Origin of the sequence: Desmospora activa DSM 45169 (genome assembly GCF_003046315.1) — a bacterium.
GTDB lineage: Bacteria > Bacillota > Bacilli > Thermoactinomycetales > DSM-45169 > Desmospora > Desmospora activa.
This window is the reverse complement of the sequence record NZ_PZZP01000001.1, coordinates 743941-764056: the sequence shown is the minus strand read 5'-3', so window position 1 is coordinate 764056 and position 20116 is coordinate 743941. Positions and strand designations below refer to the sequence as shown.

Genomic DNA, 20116 nt, shown 5'->3' with positions numbered 1-20116 from the left:
TTTGGCAGCTTCCACTGAGTGGCACAGCAAAGGCACTTCGCTTTCAAAAATTCCTTCCATTATTCGGATAATCAAAGATGTTAAAAGTGGGGGTTGATCCACTCCAACAATTGCTCCTTCGGCTGAAAGCCGTGGAGTTTGTCAACCATTTCCCCGTCTTTGAAAACCATTAGCGTCGGGATGCTCATCACGCCAAAACGACCGGCGGTATTTGGGTTATCATCCACATTGATCTTGGCGATTTTCAGCTTGTCGCCCACTTCCTGATCCAGTTTTTCCAGCTCAGGGGCGATCATTCTGCAGGGGCCGCACCATGGTGCCCAAAAATCCACCAAGACGGTACCGGATTCGATTTCATTATTGAAGCTTTGATCCGTAACTTCTTGAATGGCCATAATCAAACAATCCTCCCTCAATTCACATACTGCCAGTATACCACTGAAGCAGCGAAAAATCCAAGTGCTTCGGATAACGAAACACCTGGATTTTTATATACCCCCCAGTGGTACGGTTAAAACCAAAAAATCCACTTTATTTGTTGGGTCGTCAAAAGCGACTGATGGCAACAGAATTGGTTAATTCTCAACAAGAACTTCCTTCAATTCCGCTGTCAACATTGGTACCACTTCAAACAAATCACCGACGATGCCGTAGTCGGCCACACTAAAAATACTGGCTTCTGGATCTTTGTTGATGGCGACGATCACTTTGGAGTTAGACATTCCGGCCAAATGTTGAATGGCACCGGAAATCCCGCAGGCAATATAGAGATCAGGAGTTACCACTTTTCCTGTCTGTCCGATCTGCAAGGCATAATCGCAGTATTCGGCATCACAAGCACCGCGGGAAGCCCCTACAGCAGCGCCCAGTACTTCCGCCAACTCATACAGCGGCTGAAAACCTTCGGCACTCTTTACGCCTCGTCCACCAGCAACCACGATCCTTGCTTCAGACAAGTCAACCCCATCGGCTGTTTTTCGCACCAACTCCTTGATCAGGGTGCGCAGGGAGTCATCCGCAATTGTGACGTCTAACTCCTCCACCACCGCCGAACGGCTTGTATCCGCTTCCAAAGCAGCGATGTTGTTGGGGCGCAAAGTTGCAAACACTTCTCCCTCCCGCACCGCTTTTTTGACAAATGCTTTGCCAGCATAGATCGGACGGGTAAACACAATTTTGCCGTCAACCCGGTCGACCGCGGTACAATCGGACACCAGACCCAACTGAAGACGGGCGGCGATACGTGGGCTCACATCGCGACCAACAGCGGTATGACCCGTAAAGATCACGTCTGGATCCGTCTTTTCGATAACCTGTAAAAACGCTTGCAGATAAGCATCCGTCGTATATTGATCCAGCTTAGGATTCGTGACCGTCACTACGCGATCAGCACCATAATGGGACAACTTTTCCACCAGATCCTTCGCATTGCTTCCGAGCACGGCTACGGTTACCACACCGTCCTCCATCACCTGAGAAGCGGCAGCCAAACATTCCAACGTGACATGGCGCAACTCACCATCACGTACATCGGCCAACACTAAACCGTTTTTGCTCATTTGGTCCTCTCCCCCTCTTTCTCTTAGATCACTTTTGCTTCGTTGCGCAGCAGGTGAACCAGTTCCTTTACCTGTTCCTTCTGCTCACCTTGCAATATTTTTCCGGCTTCTTTTTCCGGGGGCAAGAAAACTTCCAGTGTTTCTGTCTTCGCTTCCAGTTCATCCTCATCCAAATCGAGATCATCGAGATCCAAACGCTGCAACGGCTTTTTCTTCGCCTGCATAATCCCCTTTAAGGAGGCGTAACGGGGATCGTTTAACCCTTGTTGTGCCGTCACCAAAACTGGCAATTTCGCTTCCAGGTATTCCACATCCCCCTCCACATCCTTCTCTACCTCCACTTTGTCACCGTCGACAGTTAGTTTCGTGATGGTGGATATATGGGGGATGCTCAACAATTCCGCCAGCCGTGGTCCCACTTGGGCCGAGCCGTCATCAACAGCCATATAGCCGCCCAGGATTATATCGTAGTCCAGATCCGCCACTACCGCCGCCAATACTTTGGCGATGGTATACTCATCTGGCGCGTCCAGCTCTTCATCATCCACGATCATACCCTTGTCGGCACCCATCGCCAAAGCAGTACGCAACGCTTGCTCCGCCCGTTCAGGCCCCACTGTAATCACCGTTACTTCGCCGCCGTGGGCTTCGCGCAGACGGATCGCTTCTTCCACCGCATATTCATCATAGGGGTTGATAATAAATTCTACCCCATCTTCACTGATTTGCCCGTCTTCGACCACAATTCTCTCTTCCGTGTCAAAGGTTTGTTTCATGATCACCAAGATCTTCATGGGTATTGTCGACAGGAGAGTAGACATTTACAGAAGAGGGATATCAACGGCGCACGGGTCGCCTTATCGAGACACTTGGAGCAACCCTCTTTCCTCCTGTCGTGCCTCCTTTCTAAAAGGGAATACAAATGGATTTGTGCAATCAGTCAAAGGAGTGGAGCTCAACGCCCGATCCCACGTAAAAACAAGCGAGCGATGGGTTCCACTTGGTCAGTCAGGCTATATTTGCAATCCTTCATAATCCAGGTGGTCACCGTCTCATCAATCGTTCCAAAAATCATATGACGGGCGGTACGGGGGTCAAACTCATCGTGAAACACACCTTGTGCGATTCCCCGTTGAATCACCTGGTCGATCACATTTAAATATTTTTTCAAAATCAAACCAATCTGTTTACGCACCTCTGGATTGGATTGACGCAGCTCGATCTGGGTCACAATCGCCAGTTGACGATTGCCTTCCAGATATTCAAAATGGAGCCGAATCAGCTCCCGCAGTTGATCCACTGCAGAGGTACCATCGGCCAATGTCGTCTCCACATCCGTGATAAAAGCGCCCATCTTCTCATTAAACAATGAGATGAGTACATCGTCCTTGTTTTCAAAATAAAGATAGATCGTGCCGTCCGCCACCTTGGCTTCCCGCGCAATTTTTGAGACTTGGGCTTGATGATATCCATATTCGGCGATCACCCGGATCGCGGCGTCAATAATCGCTTCATACTTTTCTCCGGTACGTTTAGCCATGGTAGTCGGTTCCTTTCCCTTCGATCGTTTATGAATGGTCATTCATTCAACAATTAGTGTATGGCAACATTCCTTTCCTGTCAATGGGGCTCAAAAACCAGCTTCTTCGCCTCACACACGATCGCTGCGATCGTTGCTGGCAAAAACGTGAAGAATCGTTCTCCTCCCATCAACCCTCCTGTGAGGACTTATTCTTCTCTTCATCCTGCAATACGCGCTTTAACACTTTTCCCACCGTCGTTTTCGGCAATTCCTCCCGCAATTCATATAAGCGCGGGATTTTATAATTGGCCAACTTTTCCCGACAATATTGATCCAACTCTTCTTTCGTCAGCTCCTTTCCTTTTTTGGGTACCACAAACGCTTTAACCGTTTCGCCGCGATAAGGGTCCGGCACTCCAATCACCGCCGCTTCCTGCACCGAAGGGTGATCATAGAGAACTTCCTCCACCTCCCGGGGATAAATGTTAAACCCACCGGCGATAATGAGATCTTTCTGTCGATCCATGATGTAAAAATAGCCTTCATCATCCATCGTGCCGATATCACCAGAACGGAACCAACCGTCACGCATGGATTTACTCGTCTCTTCTTCCCGCCTCCAGTAGCCTTTCATCACCTGCGGCCCCTTGATCTCCAGCTCCCCAACACCGCCGGGTTCCAACTCCTCCCTCGTTTCCGGATCCACTACCCGACAATCGGTATCCGGCCAAGGCAGCCCAATACTTCCATTTTTCCGTTTTTCCCAGATGGGATTGACATGGGTAACCGGCGAAGTTTCTGTCAAGCCATACCCTTCCACCAAACGGCCACCGCTCAATTTTTCAAATCGCTCCTGCACTACCAGCGGTAACGGAGCCGATCCACTAAGGCATGCTTTGATGGAGGAGAGATCATATTTCCCGATATCTGAGTGATTGATTAAGGCCACATACATCGTGGGAGCACCAGGGAACAGCGTTGGGCGCTCCTTGGCGATTGTTTTTAAAGTATCTTCCACGTTAAAACGGGGCAGCAATATCATGGTAGCGGCAAGATAAACGGCATAATTCATCACGGTCGTCATTCCATACACATGAAAGAAGGGAACAATGCCCAACACTTTTTCTTCTCCCTTTTTTCCCTTATGCATCCAGGCTTCGCACTGGACAACGTTCACCACAATATTGCGATGCGTCAGCATGGCTCCTTTGGCCAAGCCAGTCGTTCCGCCGGTATATTGCAGCAAAGCAACCTCTTCCATCGATTCCACCCGACACTCCATTGGAGTTGGAAGCGCTTTCTTGTTTAAGTCTGAAAAAGCGTATACCTCATCGCTGCCATATGGAACATCGAGTTGAATTCCATCTTTTTTTAGTTTGAAGGGATAAAGCCAGTTCTTCGGAAAAGGAAGGTAATCTTTGATACTGGTAACAATCACCCGTTTTAACGATGTGCGCGGCCGAACATTGGCCACTCGCTTATAAACCAAGTCCAGACAAATGATCGTCTCCGCCTCCGCATCGACCAGTTGATGCTCCAGTTCCTGTTCCTTATACATGGGATTCGTCTGCACGACGATTCCGCCCAAAAAAAGCACCGCATAATACGCCACCACTGCTTGAGGCGAATTGGCCAACATAATGGCAACGCGTTCGCCTTTTTGTACCCCAAGGGTATCCAAGGCATTAGCCATGCGATAAACATCCTCCAACAGCTGCCGGTAGGAAAGGCGCTTACCCATAAAAAAGGCCGCTTCCCGCTCAGGAAACTCTCGCGCCGCTTGCTCCAGAAAAAAAGGGAGCGGATGATTGGGATAATCCAACTGACGGGGAGTTGGCTCCGGATAGTGTTGAAACCAGGGCTTTTCCTTTACAACCATCAAAAACCCTCCTTGTCCATGAATGATTAGTCATTCATTTTTTGTGCAAATTACCATTTGTACAAGGAAAACGGGGATGTTGCTCCATTACCATAACTGACTGGTTCTGTTTTATTTTATCGAATTTCCTTACTCAATAAAACCACCCTTACTCAATTTCTTAAACAACCTAGCCTTTGCGATCGGGATCCCCTGGTGAAAGCACGCGGGGACGCTTGGTTTTAACCGGCATCGGCGATCGTACCAACACATCCAACAAAGCCTTGGCATTAAAAGGGATTAACGGCCACAGATAAGGCGTGTGCAGGGAGCGGGTGGTCGCCAGCAGAATAAACCAGCCCACAACGCCGATTACCAACCCCCATTCTTTCAGCCCTGCCGTCAACAACAAAAAAGCGATTCGGGTCAAATTATTGGCCAAACCCATCTCATAGCTGGGGGTGGCATAAGTGCCGATGACAGCAATTGCCAAGAACAGAATCACTTCTGATGTAAACAGCCCCACATTGACCGCCATCTCCCCCAAGAGGATCGCCGAAATCAGGCCCAGCGCGGTCGCCAGCGGGTTGGGAGTGTGAATGGAAGCCATCCGCAATATTTCAACTCCCAGCTCCCCGATCAACAACTGTAACAACAGCGGAATCTTTGCCGGTTCATCAGGCCTCATAAAGTGCAATCCTTGCGGAAACAGCTCCGGTTGCACCGCCAAGAGATACCACAAAGGCAGCAAAAAGAGCGAGGTTAAGATAGCAGCAAACCGCACCCATCGCAGGAAGACTCCCACCACCGGTTTTTGCCGATATTCCTCCGCATGTTGCACATGATGAAAAAAAGTGGTGGGGGTAATGATGACACTGGGAGAAGTGTCCACATAGATCAAGACATGCCCCTCCAACAAATGAACCGCAGCCACATCCGGCCTTTCGGTATAGCGCACCATCGGATATGGATTCCAGTAACGCCCAAACACAAATTCCTCCAAGCTTTTTTCAGCCATCGGCAAGCCATCCGTTTTTACTTTTTGGATCGATGTACGCACAGTTTCTACCAGATCGGCATCAGCCACATCTTCCAGATAAGAAATACACACATCCGTCTTGGAGCGCTTACCGACAGAGAGATACTCCATGCGCAGCGAAGGGTCGCGCAACCGCCTACGGGTTAAGGATGTATTAAAGACCAGCGTCTCCACAAAGCCGTCACGGGAACCACGCACCACCCTTTCCATATCCGGCTCCTCCGGATTGCGAGCCGGATAGGTGCGGGCATCGATGAGGATCGCTTCCGTTGCCCCATCCAGCAATAATGCGATCGGACCAGATAATATAGCCGTCACTACTTCGTCTAAGCTTTCCGTTGTTTCCACTTCAAGGTACCCGACATGGGTTTTCACCAAGTGATCAAGCGGGCTGGGCAGCAAATCTTCCCGCTTGAGCTGTGCCAAATGCTCCATTACTCGATTTAAAATCTCATCTTTGGCAAACCCGTCGACAAAGTACAAGGCAAACCGTTTACCGGCGTAGATCAGATCCCGTTTTACCACATCAAAACTTTTCTCCACGCCTAACACTTCATCCAATACCGCTGTGTTTACCCTCAAGCTTTTATTCACTTTCATCCTTTTCCATTGTTCGGTCTCTGAAGCTTTCATACTAATCATCCGTTCTCGACTGACATCTCCCCCTCATTATGTCCAGAATAAATCCCTTTCAACAGTGATCGGGACAACGGATTCGGTTACAATAGGAACGATGCCATTAGAGAGACCAAAGGAGTCGAAAACGGACATGGACGCGGATGTAATCATCGTCGGTGGCGGACCGGCGGGCCTGATGGCCGGAGTAGGTGCAGGGTTGCACGAGGCACGGGTCTTATTATTAGATAAGGGTAACAAACTGGGGCGAAAACTGGCTATCTCCGGTGGCGGTCGCTGCAATGTGACCAATAATCGGGAAGCGGCGGAAGTGATTAAACATATCCCAGGCAATGGCCGCTTTTTATATAGTCCTTTTTCCACTTTTAACAACCGAGATATTATCCGCTTTTTTGAGGATTTAGGCGTACCACTTAAAGAAGAAGATGAAGGACGAATGTTTCCCGTCTCCAATCGGGCACAGGAAGTGGTAGATACACTTCTGCATCATCTGCGTCAGCTAGGTGTTGAGATGCAAACCGGTAAACCGGTAGAAAACCTCTTGTTTGATGGCGAGCGCGTAGTAGGGGTGAGACTGGCAGACGGAAAACGATTGCATGCAGCCGCCGTCATTGTGGCTGTCGGCGGAAAATCGGTCCCGCAAACCGGTTCTACCGGAGACGGTTACAATTGGGCGGAAGCAGCCGGCCATACGATTACGGAGCTGTTTCCCACTGAAGTTCCGCTCACCTCGGCGGAACCCTGGATTCAAGATCGAACTTTACAGGGCGTTTCCTTGCGCGATGTGAAACTAACCGTCGTCGATCCCAAAGGGAAAAAGTTGGTGGAGCATACCGGCGATATGTTGTTTACCCATTTTGGCCTTTCCGGACCGATCGCCTTGCGTTGTAGCCAATTTGTCGTCAAAACCTTAAAACGCTTTGCGACCTCCGCCGTTTCTTTGCAGTTGGACCTCTCCCCTGACACTTCAGCGGATACTCTACAACAACAACTGCGACAACGTTGGGAATCATCCCCACACAAAAGCTTAAAAAACAGTTTAAAACCCCTTATGCCGGAACGAATGATATCACTGACGATCCAACGAGCAGGCCTCAACCCAGATCTGACCCTCTCCCAGCTGTCCAAAGAGAAGTGGAGCTCTCTCCTTTCGATGTTAAAAAGCTTCCCCATTCGGGTCGACGGCACATTGCCCTTAGAAAAAGCATTTGTTACCGGTGGCGGTGTGCATCTGAAAGAGCTTACCCCCCGAACGATGGAATCGAAAAAGAAGGCGGGTCTCTACTTCGCCGGTGAAATTTTAGACATTCATGGCTACACTGGGGGATACAACATCACCGCCGCATTTAGCACCGGATTTACCGCCGGCAAGCATGCAGCACAACAGGTACAGGGTGTCCAAACATGAGATTGTGGACACCCTGATACGTTTTTTTTCACAATAACAGCAATCCACACGCAATAATGATACCGCTTACAAAAAGCGTCACAATACAAAATCCCATAATATCTCTGGCCCGCAGACCGGCAATCGCCAAAGCTGGCAAGGCCCAAAACGGCTGAATCATATTGGTCCAGGCATCTCCCCACGCAACCGCCATCGCCGTTTTAGCAGCATCCACCCCCAATTCGAGACCGGCGGGTAACATCACCGGTGCCTGCACCGCCCATTGCCCGCCACCGGAGGGAACAAAGAAATTGACGATTCCCGCACTGATAAAAGCGAACAAGGGATAGGTAAATGCATTGGAGATGCTGACAAACCACAACGACATCTGCTCCGCCAACCCGGAAGAGACCATCATTCCCATAATACCTGCATAAAGCGGAAATTGGATAATAATGCCTCCCGCATTTTTAACCGCTTCCCGCACACTGTTTAAGAAATGGCGCGGCGTCTGGTGAAACAGTATGCCCAAGGATAAAAAGAGTAAATTGACCAGATTTAAATTGAGTTCAAAGCGGTTTTCGATCAACGTCGTCACAATAAACCACATCCCCAACCCGCCGATGGCAAGGGAGATGAGGCGGCTATTCTCCAGGCGATCCGCCGGAGTTTGTCCCGTTTCCGATTCCTCTTTTGCGACAGCTGACTCATCTTGTAACAGCTTGGCATCGATCCGATAGGGATGATCGTAGGTATTCATCATCAACCGATTTAACAATGGCAGTACAATGAGAAGTGAAATCGAGATAAAAAGATTAAATCCGGAGAAAATTGTTTCGCTCGTTGGGACAATACCGATCTGCTCGGCCGCAAAGTGACCCTCTGTCGCAATCGTCAGCGGGACAGATCCGGCTAATCCGCCGTGCCACAATAAAAAACCGCTGTATGCACTGGCGATCAGCAGACGATAATCCACATCCGCCACTACCCGGGCGATCTGTCGTGCAAAAAGTGCCCCGATCACCAGGCCAAACCCCCAATTGATCCAACTGGCAACCGCAGACACCACTGTTACCAATAGAATCGCTTGCGGCGGGGTACGTGCTAAGCGAGCCATCGCGGCAAGCCCTGTTTGAAAGGCGCGACTGCTGGCCAATACATAACCCGTCACCAAAACCAACACCATCTGCATCGCAAACTCCAACAACCCCCAAAACCCTTCTCCCCAATGGCGCATCATCTGAACGGGACCACTGTCCGTCAACACTATGCCCATCCCGTAAACCACCAGTGTCAACAGCGTCGCAAACAGAAACGGATCGGGGAGATAACGTTGTACCAACCGATCAAAAAACCGGGTCATTCCCTTTAACATCGGCTTTCCTCCCTAGATTGGATTGTTTTTATGATACTTTACAAATGGGAATCTTACAAATTCGAAGATAAGGAATCAATGACAGCAAAACGCCTTATCAATCCCTTCAACCGAAATGTGGAAAATAAACAACAGGAGTTGGATCAGTAGTCTCCCATGGTGTGGTAGGATACAATAAAACGAGCGCCAAAGACAGGAGGCTGAGGAATGAAGCAATTGCCTCAGGATTATCAACAGCAGATGAAGGAAGGATTGGGTGCTGAATACCCCGCTTTCCTAAAAACATATGAAGACACTCCTCATCGTGGACTCCGAATCAATACACAAAAAATAACGCGGGAGGAAGCGTTGCACATTTTTCCATTTTCCTTGGAACCGATCCCATGGTGCCCTACCGGCTTCTTTTACCAACACGAATCCGATCGACCGGGAAAACATGTTTATCATGCTGCCGGTTTGTACTATATCCAAGATCCTAGCGCGATGGCACCGGTAGAAGCGCTGAAACCACAACCGGGTGAGACAGTTTTAGACTTATGTGCAGCCCCTGGCGGCAAAACCACACAAATCGCCGCCAAGATGAAAGGCGAGGGATTATTAATCGCCAATGAGATTATGGCTCCCCGTCGCAAAGCATTGGTGGAAAATTTGGAGCGGTGCGGAGTATCCCATGCCATCGTTCTAGGGGAACGTCCTGAGCGATTAGCCACCCGTTTTGCCGGTTTTTTTGATCGCATCTTGATTGACGCCCCTTGTTCAGGAGAAGGAATGTTTCGTAAGGATCCAGAAACAGCGGAACGCTGGAGCATAAAAGCGACTGAACAATGTGCCGTCCTGCAAGCGGAAATTTTAGAGGCGGCTGCTCTTATGTTAAAGCCGGGTGGCGTCTTGGTCTACTCCACCTGCACCTTTAACCCCTCTGAAAATGAGCGAGTCATCGGTCGCTTCATGCAAAATCACCCCGATTTTTCCCTGGAAACGATTCCAGGCCATCAACATTTTCAACCCGGTCGACCGGATTGGGCCGGAAGTGATCCGGCACTGGAACGTGCAGCCCGTCTATGGCCCCATCATCTGCGGGGAGAGGGCCATTTTGTTGCCCGCCTACAAAAAGCAGTAGGGCCGGAAGGTAGAAGACAGCGACCGGGAAAGTTTCCGCCTGTGCATAAAGACGCAGTCCAACTGTTTGAGACATTTATGCGGGAAAACTTGAAGCAGCCCACCATACAGGGGCCGTTCACCCTGTTCGGAGATCATCTATACCAAACCCGCGACGATCTGCCCCCTTTAAAAGGGATTGTGGTCGAACGGGCCGGGCTTCATCTGGGACAAATGAAACGAAGCCATTTTCTCCCTTCTCACGCCTGGGCGATGACCTTAAACCCCGTTGACGTCAAACGGGTTCTCTCATTTGCTCCGGATGATCCTGTTCTACACCGCTATCTGATGGGAGAAGCGATCCCTTCCTCTTCTGAAAAAGGATGGACCCTGATCACCGTGGATCGTTTTCCCCTGGGCTGGGGAAAGGTATCCAACGGGCTATTAAAAAATCATCTGCCCCGCTGGATGCGGTGGGATGCCCATTTTCTCGACGGGTGAAAGCATCCAGCATTCGTCCGTTCATTTTCTAGGTGAGGGAAGGCCGAGGTGTACAACAACCTTTCTCATTGACAAACAGCAAGGCATGTAGGTTTGAATGTTGGAGCCGAGGGGTTTTAAAAAATACAGCGAATCAGCCAAGCTTGAGCCAGCATATATCATTGAAAAAAACACCGCTCAGGAGACGCAAACCGTGACCCCTTCTTTCAGAAGTATCCACAAGCCTCGATTTGCGCTATATCCCCCACTGTTTATGGGATTGGTTCATCCGGAATGGCTCTGTTTGTACCAATGGCTGAGTGAAATGCGGGGAGAACAACTTCGACAGAAGCAATCACAGCCTCCTTCCACTATGGTAAAATCACCGATACACATTCGCTTCCATCCCAGAAGAGAATTACCTTATCATTAAAAATGAAAAAACCTCTAATTAGAGCGTAAAAACGCTCTTTTTTTCATGGGTGAAACGCTTTTTATCTAAAAAATAACGCCCCTTCTTTATATTAATCTGAATTACCCCTTTTTAAATTATATTATTTTAATAAATTAATAATAGATAAAAACAATAATCATTCCTTTTAATTATCTGTAAAAGCTTTTATATTCCATTTTTTATATCTATGTTCTCAATCTATCCAATCAACCCCGCTCTTTACCCTTCAGTAATATTATAAAAATTTATTTTTTGTTGCAGGAATATGATTCTTTTGGTCGAATTTTTTTTCATTCCAATATATTCAGAGGTGATTGGGTTGAAACGTTGGTTATCGCTATTTGCCGCGTTCCTCTTGGCTGTCACGTTGGTCATACCTTCTGTGGCCGTTGCGCAGGAGCCACAAGCAGAGCAGGATTATGTGCCAGATGAGCTGATTGTTAAATTTAAACCGGGAACTGCCGGTGCAGTCAAAAGTGCTCTGCACCAACAGGAAGACGCTGAAGTAGAATCGCGCAATCAGGCCGTCGGCTTTGAAGTGGTTAAGCTGGAAAAAGGTCAATCCATCGAAAAGGCGATCAAAGCTTATGAGAAAAACCCCAATGTGGAGTATGTCGAGCCCAACTATATCGTAAAAGCGGCTTGGACTCCCAATGATCCGGCTTTCTCCTCTCAACAGTGGGGGCCGCAAAGAATTCAAGCCCCTCAAGCTTGGGATGTCACCCGTAGCAGCAGCAGCATCCGTATTGCTGTCGTTGACACCGGTGTGCAGTACAATCATCCTGATTTAAGCGGGAAAGTGGTGCGAGGTTACAACTATGTTGAACGCAACTGGGATCCCTATGATGGCAATGGTCATGGAACCCATGTAGCCGGAATCGCTGCTGCAGCCACCAATAACGGCGTTGGCATAGCAGGTATGGCCCCTAACGCTCAAATTTATGCAGTACGGGTTTTAAACAACGCCGGCAGCGGTACCTTGGCTGACGTTGCCAGCGGCATCACCCACTCTGCCGACAACGGTTCCCATGTGATCAACTTAAGCTTAGGCTCCTCCGCTGGTTCCTCATCGTTGGAGAGTGCCGTCAACTACGCATGGAGCCGCGGTTCCGTCGTTGTTGTCGCTGCTGGTAACGCTGGAAACACAGCACCGCAGTATCCCGCATACTATTCGAATGCGCTCTCTGTAGCATCAACCACTTCTTCCGACGCCAAATCCTCCTTCTCCACTTATGGGTCTTGGGTTGATGTGGCCGCTCCCGGCTCCAGCATCTATTCCACCTATCCCACCAACTCCTACGCAAGCCTGAACGGCACCTCCATGGCCGCTCCTCATGTGGCGGGAGTAGCTGCCTTGTTGGCCGCTCAGGGTCGTAGCAACAGCCAAATTCGCGCCGCCATCCAAAACTCTGCCGATTCGATTTCCGGTACCGGCTCTTACTGGCGCTACGGGCGAGTAAACGCTTATCGTGCCGTTACCTATTGATCCGCTTCTCATACCAAGGGCACCGCATGTAATGATGCGGTGCCCTTTCATCATGCTTGCAGCTTATTCGGTTTCCGTTTCTACTTCCTCGATCAGGATACGAGTGCCGTCTACCTCTACCACCCGTACCCGCGTCTCTTTTTTAATCCACATTCCCCGAGTAATGGCACTATAACGAAGACCATCCAATTCAATCGTTCCCGAAGGGCGAAAATCGGTCAATGTGATCGCTTCTTTGCCGATGAGATCCCGGTACTTGGTATTGGTGGAGCTATAACCGGTTTCACTGGTAAAAGCGCTTTTTAACACAATCCGATCCCACATATCCCTGCGCGGCAGGACCTTCAAAGAGAGAAAGCCAAACCCGATACCGATAAACCACATCAAACCGACAACGGTTCCTGTCACCCAATCACCAGTAGGGACAACCAAACCAATCAACATTAAAATTAATCCGATTCCGGCGATGGTTCCATCCTGTATCAACTTCCCATCCAGCAACAGCAGTAATAACCCTACTACCAACAGCCCGATTGACCACATATTCCAGGATGTATTTTGGGCATAAGCATACAACCCCAGCAATAAGATCCCAGATAAACCCGCTAAGCCCCTCGCTTTTACCAAGAATTCCGACACCAACAACATCCCCGCCAAAAAAACGATCAATCCGGCACCAAAGGGTGCTTGCAAAAATTCCATACTTGCTTCCTCCATTCCGTTCATTTCCGTAGTGGGAATATCCCTGACCCCCAAGTTATCTGTTTAGACGGCATTGAAGGAAAACCATATCACGCCGACAATAAAGAATAAAAGAGCGATGGAACCGAGAATCACAGCCAACCGTACCAGCATTCGCATCCCTCCACATTCGATTACTTCAATTCGACCACGGTTACTCCCAATCCTCCTTCACCCTGCCCACCGGCACGGAACGCTTTTACACGGACATGACGATGCAAATATTGTTGTACACCGTTGCGAAGGGCGCCCGTTCCTTTTCCGTGGATCAAGGTAACCTGCTCATAGCCCGCAAGTAAAGCATCATCCAAGTATTTATCAATCTCCGCCAACGCTTCTTCCACCATTTTACCGCGTAAGTCGAGCTCATGGCGAACAGGTGCGGAGGAACGGTGATAAGAGGCACTTCCTTTGGTCGTTTCCTCCTGTTTCGGTGTTGAGCGCCACTCCAGGTTGCGACGGTCTACCCTCATCTTCATCGCTCCCACTTGCACCTGAAAATGATGCTCGCCCTGTTGCTCGATCACTTTCCCCTTTTGTCCCAATGTACGTACAAACACCTCATCTCCAACCGCAATCGCTCGATCCTGGTCCGCTTCCGTCTCATCAGTGGTATGGCGCCATTCAGCCTCTGGTGCCGCCTCTTCCAAACGCTTGCGCGCTTCGATCAGTTGGTGTTCCTTGATACTTCCCCTCTGTTGCCGCGCCCAGCCGCGCAGCTCCTGTAACACATCTTCCGCCTCCCGTTTCGCCCGGGTGACGATAGATTGAGCGTCCCTGCGTGCAGCTGTCCGCAGCTTTTCTTTTTCCTCTTCCCAGATACGTCGTTGTTCTTTTAACTCAGACAATAACCCTTCCGCTTCCTGACGCAGCGATTCTGCCTGTTGCCGCTCCTCAGACGCCGTCCGGGTATCGGTTGCCAGTGAACCGATCATCTCCTCCAGCTGGTTTTCATCCTGACCGATCTGAGCCCGCGCTTCTTGAACCACCTCATCTGACAACCCCAGCCGACGGGCGATATCAAAAGCGTTGCTTCGTCCCGGGATACCTACCAACAACCGGTAGGTGGGACTTAATGTTTCCACGTCAAACTCCACACTGGCATTAACGACTCCTTCACGGGCATGGGCAAACAGTTTCAATTCGGTGTAATGAGTGGTGGCCACCATACGGCAATCCTTTTTTAAAATATGATCCAGAATCGCGATGGCTAAGGCTGCCCCTTCAGTCGGATCGGTTCCGGCACCCAATTCATCCAACAACACCAAACAGGATTGATCGACCTGCTCTAAAATGCGAATGATGTTGGTCATATGGGAAGAGAAGGTGCTTAAACTCTGCTCGATGCTCTGCTCATCCCCGATATCGGCGAACACATTCCGGAAAACCGTTATTTGGCTTTCTTCCTCCACCGGGATGGGGATACCCGCTTGTGCCATCAGCGACAGCAAGCCGATCGTTTTTAGGGTGACGGTTTTCCCCCCGGTATTGGGACCGGTAATGATGATCGCATTTGTTTCCCCACCGAGCTCAACATCGATGGGAACGACATCCTCCGCGGGAATCAACGGATGTCGCGCTTGTTTGAAACGAAGGTTTCCATCCGCGGCGATGGAGGGACAGACGCCTTTTAAGCGTTTACCCAGACGTGCTTTGGCTAAAATTACATCAACCTGGGTCAGCAAACCGAGATTATGTTCCAGCGCATGGGTTTCTCCCTGCACCAACAGCGTCAGCTCACCCAAAATGCGTTCCACTTCCCGCTCCTCATCCAATTCCAATTCCCGTATGCGGTTATTTTGGGTTACTACCGTCTCCGGTTCAATAAACAGCGTTTGGCCGGATGCCGACTGGTCATGGACGATACCGCCGAAGGCACTGCGATATTCCTGTTTGACCGGTACCACATAGCGGTCGTTTCGCTGGGTGATAATCGCCTCCTGCAGCATCTTTTGAAAATGAGAGGAACGCAAAATTTGTTCCAAGGAACTGCGAATCCCCGTTTGCAATTGGCGGATACTGCGACGAATACCCGCCAACGCTGGGCTGGCCTCGTCGGTTACCTGCCCTTCCGGATCGATGGCGGAATGAATCGAGCGCACCAACGATGAGAAATCCTCCAAACCCGCCGCCATTTCCCGCAAAATGGGAAGAGGGGTTTCCTGCTCGTCGATCTGATTTAGTACGTGCTTCACCTGCTTTTCACAAGCGGCCGTACTTGCCACCTGCAACAATTCAAAGGGTGAAAGCACTCCGCCGATCTCCGCACGGCGCAAGGCGGAACGGATATCCTTCAACCCTTCCAAGGACAGATCCCCCTGTAACCGGAGCACATCCATTCCTTCTTTTGTACAAGCCAACCGCTGGCGAACTTCATCCACATGGGAGGACGGGAGCAAACGTGACAGTTCTTGTCTGGATACTTCCGAGGAGGATAACGCCTCCAGTTGTCCAATGATGCGATCATATTCTAATGTACGTAACGTGTGTAAATCCAACACGAACACTCCCCTTGAACAGTACAAATAAACCAGAACGCTTGAATCCTCCGTTATTATAACAAAAAACCGGCTGTAAGAAGCCGGTTCTAGAATGGATCGCAATCGAATCTTTATCGTGTAAAGACATGTTTACCGATTTGTTTGATTTGGGGACGGCCCCAGATCCAGTCGGAGGTGGCAGTTACCGGGTTAAAATAGTACGTCGCCCCGTCACTGGGATCCCATCCGTTTAATGCATCGTATACCGCTTTCCGGGCCTGCTGGTTGGGTTGCATATTGATCTGTCCGTCCGCTACCGCTTCAAAGGCCAACGGCTCATAGATGATGGCGGAGGGGCTGTTGGGAAACTTTTCACTCTGCAACCGATTCAAGATGACAGCGGCCACCGCCACCTGCCCCACATACGTTTCCCCTCGTGCCTCCGCGTGGACAGCCTGGGAAATGATTTGGATGTCTTGTTGCGACAGACCTGCGTTGGAGCGCGGAACCTGTTTCATCGGTTTTGCCTGAGTAATCGCCGGCGCTGGGGCTTTCGCCCGTTGTTGAGGAGCAGCCATGTGGCGGGTGGCTCGCCACAGTTTTAGTTTTGTCCGTGCACCCGCCAATCCGTCCACTTTCAATCCAAACCGGTATTGAAAATCGCGAACGGCTCGATCCGTCTGCTTGTCAAAAGAACCGTTGATCTTACCGGCGTAATAACCGATAAACCGCAATCGACGCTGTAGTTCCCATACATATCCACCCTTATCGCCTTGGTGGTAAATTCGGTTACTAACCCCCGGAGCCCATGTTTTGGAGGCATCCCAAATTACTTTTTTGGTACGGGTTCCTACCTTGCCGTCGACATTTAGGCCAAATTGGAGCTGAAACCGCCGCACCGCGCGGTGCGTTTTGTACCCAAACGTCCCGTCGATATCTCCTTTGTAAAAACCAAGGTACTTCAGGCGCCCCTGCAATTCCGATACCATTCCACCCGTGGACCCTCTTTGGAGGACGGCCGGTGCAGCAGCAGTCGCCTTTTCCGCCACCATCTCCGCTTGTACCGCATCAACGGGGGGAATATTCGCTGCCAAACTTGCCGACAACACAGTCACTGAACAAAATAACAGCAGAAGTCGCTTGTTCATGCCCATTCAACCTTTCTTTTCTTTCCAGGTTGGAAGTCTTCTGCCGTTAGTATCCCTGCAATTCTATCCTCTATTCATTTTGGCGTGTTCTAACCTCCCCATTTTTGTGCTAAGCGCTCTTGTAACTGTTCCAAGGAATACGTATTAATCACATCATCTGCCTCTAACCAACCCCGGCGAGCAATGGCGAGCCCCATCCCTATATGGGACAACGTCTCAGGGGAGTGGGCATCTGTATTGATGGAAAAAGTAAGACCAAATTCCTCCTTTCCCCGTTTAAGATATTGTTCGTTCAGATCAAGGCGGAACGGGTTTGCATTTAGTTCCAATATTGTCCCAGTCTCTTTGGCCGTTTGAAAGACCTCATCCAGATCGAGGGCATACGGCTCCCGTCGGTTGATCAAACGACCGGTCGGATGGGCGATAATATGAACATAGGGATTTTCCATCGCACCGATAATGCGACGAGTTAAACGCGCTTTCTCTTGCTGAAAGCCGCTGTGAATTGAGGCAATCACCACATCCAACTCTTGTAAGACATCGTCCGGGTAGTCTAAGCGCCCATCCGGCAAGATATCCATTTCTACCCCTGCCAATACGGTAATACCTGCTATCTTTTCATTGACACGATCGATCTCTTCCCGTTGTCGCTTTAAATCATCCGCCGTCAACCCGCCCGCCACCTTTAAAAACTGTGAATGATCCGTAATGGCGATATAGGAATAACCCCGTTTTTTAGCGGCAACCGCCATCTCTTCAACGGTGGCGATCCCATCGCTCCAGCGGGTATGCAGATGAAGATCGCCGCGATACTCGTTTCGCTGCAACAACCGCGGCAACCGTTCCGCTGGCACATCCATTTCGCCCCGATCCTCCCGTATCTCCGGCTCCATATAGGGGAGTCCCAGCTTAACAAACATCTCTTGCTCATCCTGAAAAGTAAAATCTCGGTCTGTTGCGGGTTCATGGATGCCATACTCACTCACCTTCCAACCCAACTCTTTCGCCCGTTGACGAATGCGGACATTGTGCTCTTTGGAACCGGTAAAATGATGAAGAGCAGATACAAATTGCTGCGGACGGACCAAACGGATATCCACCGGGATTACTAGTTCCATCTCGATAAGGATGCTTACCTTGGTTTCACCATGGTTGACGACTTTGGTAACTTCCGGGATGGCTGTAATCGCTTCCGCCACTTGCCGGGGCTGCTCCGTCGCCACCACAAAATCGAGATCTTTTACCGTCTCTTTTCTCCGCCGCAAACTTCCTGCTGGCTCAACCCGCTTTACATGCGGGATTTTCTCAATTCTCTCCTGCAATCGTTCCGCCAAGGGTAATGCCTGTACCAGCAAGATGCGTTGTGGCCGTTTATTTCGCTGGCGAATCCCTTCCGCCAGATTGCGCTCCTTTTTTTCACCAAACCCAGACAAATGGCGAACACGCCCGGCTTCTACCGCCTGCTGCAACTCATCCACACCGGTAATGCCCAATTCCCGGTACAATACATGAATCGACTTGGGCCCTAGCCCGGGAATAGTTAAAAGCTCCGGCAAACCCGATGGTAATTGGCTTTTTATCTTCTCCAATTGTTCTGATCGGCCTGTCGTCATAATCTCACGAATAACCGCAGCCGTTCCCTTTCCAATACCGGGTAATTCCTCCGGCCCCTTCAATGAATCAAGGGGTGTACGGCTATTTTCCACCGCCCGGGCCGCCCGCCGATAGGCGTTTACTTTAAAAGGATTTTCACCTTTGAGTTCCATCATATCCGCCAATTGCTTCAGTACGACGGCAACATGGACACTGATCATCGACATTCGCTCCTCATGTACTCTTCTTCATCAGGATACCCCGGCAAAGGAAAAAGCCCCCATAAGGGGGGCGACAGCATGATGACAAAGTGAGCCTGGGTCCCGATTTCCGTCTTCACGCCGCTTTCCCTTTCAACGATGAGGTCAACGGGCGCGACACCGGAAATCGTCCCCCTTTTTCTTTTATGATGGTTTGTTAATACAGAGACGGGCAGGATCATTTAGCGTTATCCGTTTCTCCCTTTTGCAACTGCCAATCTGGGGTTAGCTCCAGCATTCCCTGGCTGAGACCAGAGCCCGCTACAACCTCCTGTCCCGATTTCCACGGTAGGAGAGCCAATAGATTGACGGTGACCAAAATGATCAGAAACGCCTTTAGAAAGCCGAGGGCGGCGCCTCCCACTCCATTGACTTGAGCCAACACCGGAATTTTGACCAGTTGTGCCAACGCCGCCGATAAAAAGCGGAGCAAGATGCGCACAATCACAAAGATGAGGAAAAACGCCAACAGGGTGTACAACGCTTGTTCAATCGGCAATAACCCCAACAATCCTTCGCTGAAAGAATCCGGCAACGGGATGATGCCCGCCAAGGATTCTGCCAACGCGCCGCTAAATTTCCACGCCAGATATAGCGCGACAATCACGCCCAACAGTGAGAAAGCCTCTTTGATCAAACCTTTACGATAACCTTGAATCAACGCTCCAACCAACAACAGTACAATAATGAAATCCATCCAATTCATGAGTATCCATCCTTATACTTATGGTTGTTCATCTTCGATGAGATGCAGGATCTCCTCATGTTCTTGTTTTATTTTCATATAGGCATCCGTCATATTGACAGCCGAAAGCACCGCCAGTTTGGTCGTATCCAAACGAGAATTGGTTTGGGCAATGTTGCGCATGCTCTCATCCACTTGCCGGGCGATATCCCGTACATAGGCAGGGCTGGCTTTACCGACGATATTGTAGATTTGACCGTAAATTTCAACCGACTGTCTGTTTTTACTCATTATTTGTGCCTCCCTAACGCCACA

General features: G+C 49.9%; 16 protein-coding genes and 1 pseudogene. 3 read left to right on the top strand and 14 right to left on the bottom strand.

What is annotated here, in order from left to right:
- Window positions 1-80: 80 nt before the first annotated feature.
- The 6 genes from trxA to C8J48_RS03670 all read right to left on the bottom strand — a co-directional run bounded on the left by trxA (window position 81) and on the right by C8J48_RS03670 (window position 6611).
- A complete protein-coding gene (gene trxA / locus C8J48_RS03695) occupies window positions 81-395 on the bottom strand; it encodes a thioredoxin (RefSeq protein ID WP_107725005.1) in 315 nt (104 codons plus the stop codon).
- Between the two features lie 180 nt (window positions 396-575).
- Complete coding sequence (locus C8J48_RS03690; protein ID WP_107725004.1) at window positions 576-1559, bottom strand: electron transfer flavoprotein subunit alpha/FixB family protein; 984 nt, start codon at window positions 1557-1559, stop codon at window positions 576-578.
- A gap of 23 nt (window positions 1560-1582) precedes the next feature.
- A complete protein-coding gene (locus C8J48_RS03685; RefSeq protein WP_107727572.1) occupies window positions 1583-2353 on the bottom strand; it encodes an electron transfer flavoprotein subunit beta/FixA family protein in 771 nt (256 codons plus the stop codon).
- Window positions 2354-2514: 161 nt separating this feature from the next.
- On the bottom strand, window positions 2515-3099 hold the full coding sequence (locus tag C8J48_RS03680; protein ID WP_107727571.1) for a fatty acid metabolism transcriptional regulator FadR: 585 nt from the start codon (window positions 3097-3099) through the stop codon (window positions 2515-2517).
- 169 nt (window positions 3100-3268) lie between these two features.
- Entirely contained in the window at window positions 3269-4960 is a 1692-nt protein-coding gene (locus C8J48_RS03675; RefSeq protein WP_107725003.1) for a long-chain-fatty-acid--CoA ligase, read from the bottom strand.
- A 169-nt stretch (window positions 4961-5129) separates the two neighbouring features.
- Window positions 5130-6611, bottom strand: a complete 1482-nt coding sequence (locus C8J48_RS03670; RefSeq protein WP_107725002.1) for a spore germination protein — start codon at window positions 6609-6611, stop codon at window positions 5130-5132.
- A 136-nt stretch (window positions 6612-6747) separates the two neighbouring features.
- Here C8J48_RS03670 and C8J48_RS03665 point away from each other — a divergent pair, with 136 nt between their 5' ends.
- A complete protein-coding gene (locus tag C8J48_RS03665; RefSeq protein ID WP_107725001.1) occupies window positions 6748-8022 on the top strand; it encodes a BaiN/RdsA family NAD(P)/FAD-dependent oxidoreductase in 1275 nt (424 codons plus the stop codon).
- 28 nt (window positions 8023-8050) lie between these two features.
- Here C8J48_RS03665 and C8J48_RS03660 read toward each other — a convergent pair whose 3' ends face one another.
- Window positions 8051-9376 (bottom strand): short-chain fatty acid transporter, encoded by a 1326-nt coding sequence (locus C8J48_RS03660; protein WP_245891054.1) that lies wholly within the window; start codon window positions 9374-9376, stop codon window positions 8051-8053.
- 207 nt (window positions 9377-9583) lie between these two features.
- Between C8J48_RS03660 and C8J48_RS03655 the strand changes: the two genes are divergently transcribed.
- Together C8J48_RS03655 and C8J48_RS03650 are read left to right on the top strand one after the other, a co-directional pair.
- A complete protein-coding gene (locus C8J48_RS03655; RefSeq protein WP_107725000.1) occupies window positions 9584-10975 on the top strand; it encodes an RsmF rRNA methyltransferase first C-terminal domain-containing protein in 1392 nt (463 codons plus the stop codon).
- Between the two features lie 752 nt (window positions 10976-11727).
- Window positions 11728-12894, top strand: coding sequence for a S8 family peptidase (locus C8J48_RS03650; RefSeq protein WP_425430442.1), 1167 nt, complete (start codon window positions 11728-11730; stop codon window positions 12892-12894).
- 63 nt (window positions 12895-12957) lie between these two features.
- Here C8J48_RS03650 and C8J48_RS03645 read toward each other — a convergent pair whose 3' ends face one another.
- The 7 genes and pseudogenes from C8J48_RS03645 to zapA form a co-directional block, all read right to left on the bottom strand.
- The gene (locus C8J48_RS03645) at window positions 12958-13596 is read right to left on the bottom strand and encodes an NfeD family protein (RefSeq protein ID WP_170105124.1); all 639 of its coding nucleotides are present in this window, start codon (window positions 13594-13596) and stop codon (window positions 12958-12960) included.
- Between the two features lie 173 nt (window positions 13597-13769).
- Window positions 13770-16133 (bottom strand): endonuclease MutS2, encoded by a 2364-nt coding sequence (locus C8J48_RS03640; protein WP_107727569.1) that lies wholly within the window; start codon window positions 16131-16133, stop codon window positions 13770-13772.
- A gap of 113 nt (window positions 16134-16246) precedes the next feature.
- Window positions 16247-16945, bottom strand: coding sequence for a spore cortex-lytic enzyme (gene sleB, locus C8J48_RS03635; RefSeq protein ID WP_425430469.1), 699 nt, complete (start codon window positions 16943-16945; stop codon window positions 16247-16249).
- Between the two features lie 12 nt (window positions 16946-16957).
- Window positions 16958-17104 (bottom strand): annotated as a pseudogene (locus tag C8J48_RS19320) (peptidoglycan-binding domain-containing protein); the annotation flags it as partial.
- A 248-nt stretch (window positions 17105-17352) separates the two neighbouring features.
- The gene (polX, locus tag C8J48_RS03630; protein ID WP_245891052.1) at window positions 17353-19077 is read right to left on the bottom strand and encodes a DNA polymerase/3'-5' exonuclease PolX; all 1725 of its coding nucleotides are present in this window, start codon (window positions 19075-19077) and stop codon (window positions 17353-17355) included.
- Between the two features lie 217 nt (window positions 19078-19294).
- A complete protein-coding gene (locus tag C8J48_RS03620) occupies window positions 19295-19822 on the bottom strand; it encodes a CvpA family protein (protein WP_107724994.1) in 528 nt (175 codons plus the stop codon).
- 18 nt (window positions 19823-19840) lie between these two features.
- Window positions 19841-20092 (bottom strand): cell division protein ZapA, encoded by a 252-nt coding sequence (gene zapA, locus C8J48_RS03615; RefSeq protein ID WP_107724993.1) that lies wholly within the window; start codon window positions 20090-20092, stop codon window positions 19841-19843.
- Between the last annotated feature and the right edge of the window lie 24 nt (window positions 20093-20116).

What these genes read in the sequence shown, in the direction of transcription:
- trxA (WP_107725005.1), bottom strand. Translation starts at nt 395, where the DNA reads ATGGCCATTCAAGAAGTTACGGATCAAAGCTTCAATAATGAAATCGAA.
- C8J48_RS03665 (WP_107725001.1), top strand. Translation starts at nt 6,748, where the DNA reads ATGGACGCGGATGTAATCATCGTCGGTGGCGGACCGGCGGGCCTGATG.
- C8J48_RS03660 (WP_245891054.1), bottom strand. Translation starts at nt 9,376, where the DNA reads ATGTTAAAGGGAATGACCCGGTTTTTTGATCGGTTGGTACAACGTTAT.
- C8J48_RS03690 (WP_107725004.1), bottom strand. Translation starts at nt 1,559, where the DNA reads ATGAGCAAAAACGGTTTAGTGTTGGCCGATGTACGTGATGGTGAGTTG.
- C8J48_RS03680 (WP_107727571.1), bottom strand. Translation starts at nt 3,099, where the DNA reads ATGGCTAAACGTACCGGAGAAAAGTATGAAGCGATTATTGACGCCGCG.
- polX (WP_245891052.1), bottom strand. Translation starts at nt 19,077, where the DNA reads ATGATCAGTGTCCATGTTGCCGTCGTACTGAAGCAATTGGCGGATATG.
- C8J48_RS03655 (WP_107725000.1), top strand. Translation starts at nt 9,584, where the DNA reads ATGAAGCAATTGCCTCAGGATTATCAACAGCAGATGAAGGAAGGATTG.
- C8J48_RS03645 (WP_170105124.1), bottom strand. Translation starts at nt 13,596, where the DNA reads ATGGAATTTTTGCAAGCACCCTTTGGTGCCGGATTGATCGTTTTTTTG.
- C8J48_RS03620 (WP_107724994.1), bottom strand. Translation starts at nt 19,822, where the DNA reads ATGAATTGGATGGATTTCATTATTGTACTGTTGTTGGTTGGAGCGTTG.
- zapA (WP_107724993.1), bottom strand. Translation starts at nt 20,092, where the DNA reads ATGAGTAAAAACAGACAGTCGGTTGAAATTTACGGTCAAATCTACAAT.
- C8J48_RS03685 (WP_107727572.1), bottom strand. Translation starts at nt 2,353, where the DNA reads ATGAAGATCTTGGTGATCATGAAACAAACCTTTGACACGGAAGAGAGA.
- C8J48_RS03670 (WP_107725002.1), bottom strand. Translation starts at nt 6,611, where the DNA reads ATGAAAGCTTCAGAGACCGAACAATGGAAAAGGATGAAAGTGAATAAA.
- C8J48_RS03675 (WP_107725003.1), bottom strand. Translation starts at nt 4,960, where the DNA reads ATGGTTGTAAAGGAAAAGCCCTGGTTTCAACACTATCCGGAGCCAACT.